General features: G+C 45.1%; 2 protein-coding genes. Both read right to left on the bottom strand.

Going from position 1 to position 2579, the window contains the following annotated elements; all coding sequences use genetic code 11:
* On the bottom strand, positions 1-597 hold a 597-nt coding region (locus IQR33_RS34970), incomplete at its 3' end, for a carboxylesterase family protein (RefSeq protein WP_228014238.1).
* A gap of 210 nt (positions 598-807) precedes the next feature.
* Complete coding sequence (locus IQR33_RS31145) at positions 808-2463, bottom strand: hypothetical protein (protein WP_193837336.1); 1656 nt, start codon at positions 2461-2463, stop codon at positions 808-810.
* Positions 2464-2579 lie beyond the last annotated feature (116 nt).

Genomic DNA, 2579 nt, shown 5'->3' with positions numbered 1-2579 from the left:
GTTGTCCAAACCATCGACCCAAACACTGCCCAGCAAGCCCAAACGATAGTTAAAAGTAACAGCAATAAACGGGTTACCATCGTCAGCACCTTGCGCAACCACCATATCACCATGAATCAGCGGTTCTGAGCCTGCGCCGTATTCAAAGTCTCCACCGTGAATAAAGACATAAACTGGCAAATCTGCGTACGCTTCTGTCCCGGCAGGTCGCCAAATGTTTAGGTTCAAACAATTTTCTGACTGCGTTTGTGTGGTGGTTTTTAACTGCGGACACGCATCACCGAACTGAGTCGCATCAATATCGCCTTCAAGTGGGGCCACAATGCTGTGCTGAAAGCGGTCTGCTTGCGCAAACTGGATACCTTTGAACGCCTCTACCGCTGCCAGTTTTTCATCCGCATCAAGAGGCGTGATGACGAGGGACTCTTTGGTCGCTTGAATGGTTGCATCGCCAATTTCCAAAGCGATTTGCTCTGGTGGTAAGGGTTGTAGTGGCTTCGGGCCGTTAGGAACGCTAGGTTTACTTGAGTCATCACTGCAAGCTGCTAAGGCAAGAGTGATGGTAATGGCTAAAGTTGAGCGATTGAGTAAAGTCATTGTTATGTCCAAAAAGTCATTTGGTGCGTGCACCGAAAATGTTAAACGGCATCTAACAAGCGACGTCCTGACGCTTTGGTATTAATCCGTGAATGGTTGGATGGCTTGTTGTATTGATGGCTCAAATGGTAGGGCATCAGTGACAGTTTCAATAATCGCCTTTGTAGGATGCAGTCCTACCATCGTCTAGGGGCGGGCTCTTTATGAGAGCTAGAAACGGTAACCAAGATTTAAGGTTACTGACTCTCGAGTTTCCCCTTTGTTATAGAGAAAGGTCAGGTTGTAGTTTTTGCCGATTTGCTTATTGAAACCAGTCAAAAACGCCCATTGATTAAGATCTACACCAATGTCGTAATCGAATTCGATATCACCACTTTTTACATGCCCGTCCATTCGAGCGTCCAGTCCTTGATATTCTGCTCCGACAAAGAACTGCGTGCGATAATCGACAAGTTGATAACCCAACATCGGCTGTACAGTAACAATACCATCGCCCCAATCATCTAAGCCCTTTAAGCGAGTTTGCGAATAGGTACCAGTGACAGAAGCAAAGAACTCTTTATAGCCAACCGAAAGGGTTGTACCTATACCACGAAGGTCATATTCCAAATGCAGCGGCACGTCTAAGCGTCCGCGACTACAAAGTGCAGATAAACCATCGCAAAACTTATCACCTAATCCTGGCAGTTTATCGTTCAGCTTATCTTTTATGTACTGGCCACCTTCACCCGTGTAGGCGGCATCAACATTGGCATCGACATTAACTTTTCCGATGTAACCAAATACATTCCAAAATGGCAGGATGTTTACATCGCCACGAAGCGTCATGCTCTCAGCACTCACGATGCCCACACTGTCTTCTGGATCAAACAGTTCATTAAGGCCGATGCCTTCAATCGTGAAATCATTAAATGGAATATTCATATCTTGATTTCGATACGCTAGCGACACACCAAACGGCAGAGGCAAATCGATACCTTGACGACGAACCATATCACCCATTAAAGGAAAAACTCGGTCTAGCTTAACACTGGCTTCTTGCATGCGTGGATCAGAGACCTCATTCAAGCGTTTTTCGTCTAGTACTTGCACGCCAAGCTTATCTTCATAAATCGCTACCGGTTTTACGCTGCTCATCATTTCGAGGGGTTTATTTTTCTTTGAACCAACTATCTTGGTGTTTTTACTGGCAATCGCAATTTTGCCTGATGTTAACTTCTGGAAGAGGATCTCTTGATCGTAAGAATCCACTTGGTAGTTGTGATGTGTGAACGGTTTATCGTTGGTAATGACCATACGTTTCGGTTCACCATTAACCAACTCAATATCAACGCTTAAAAAGCGAAAGTAGGCGATATCTTGAGGAAGACCGTATTTTGAGTAATTAAAACTGATGATCACATTACCATTCTGATCCTCTTTGGCTCTTACTGATGACGGATCAAAACTCTCCGCGTAGTTTCGAAGGCGGTATTCTGTTCGTGTGAAAGCTTCGATCTCATCAAGTACTTTTTCATTTTCATCGAGTTGTTCAGGGTTGTACTTGATACGCAGATCAATGTTGCCTTTGTTATCGGTGTTCTTGACCAAGTAGACGGACGAATCGCGAACGCTATCACCGATTTTAACACTTCGGTGGGCATGCTCGACCAAATGCTCGCCTTGAACTAGAGAGCTGATGGCCAGTTTTGGTAAATCATGACTGATACCGTATTTGTCGAACAGCGCTCGGCCTTGCTCGATTACTTCGTTGTAGGTCGTCGTCTCTTCAGCGGCGAAGCCAAAAGTGGGGGTAGTAAGCATTAGTGCGCTCGCGAGCACAGTAAGAGAAGACATCTTGCCGGCGCGTAATTCAAAAAAACTCATGACAGTTTCCACTCTGAATAGTCTCAAACCTTCGAGACTCAGACAGTTAATGTGTCACTGAACTTCTTGTTCAGTTAGATAGATGTGTTTGCTGTGATTGACGTTGTGAATGCAGA

Source organism: Vibrio sp. OPT46, from assembly GCF_015163535.1.
Taxonomy (GTDB): Bacteria; Pseudomonadota; Gammaproteobacteria; order Enterobacterales; family Vibrionaceae; genus Vibrio; species Vibrio alginolyticus.
Note: the sequence above shows the minus strand (reverse complement) of the source record. Positions and strands in the feature narration are given on the sequence as shown.

Excerpts from the sequence above, each read along its gene's own strand:
- IQR33_RS31145 (WP_193837336.1), bottom strand. The coding sequence starts at position 2,463 with ATGAGTTTTTTTGAATTACGCGCCGGCAAGATGTCTTCTCTTACTGTG.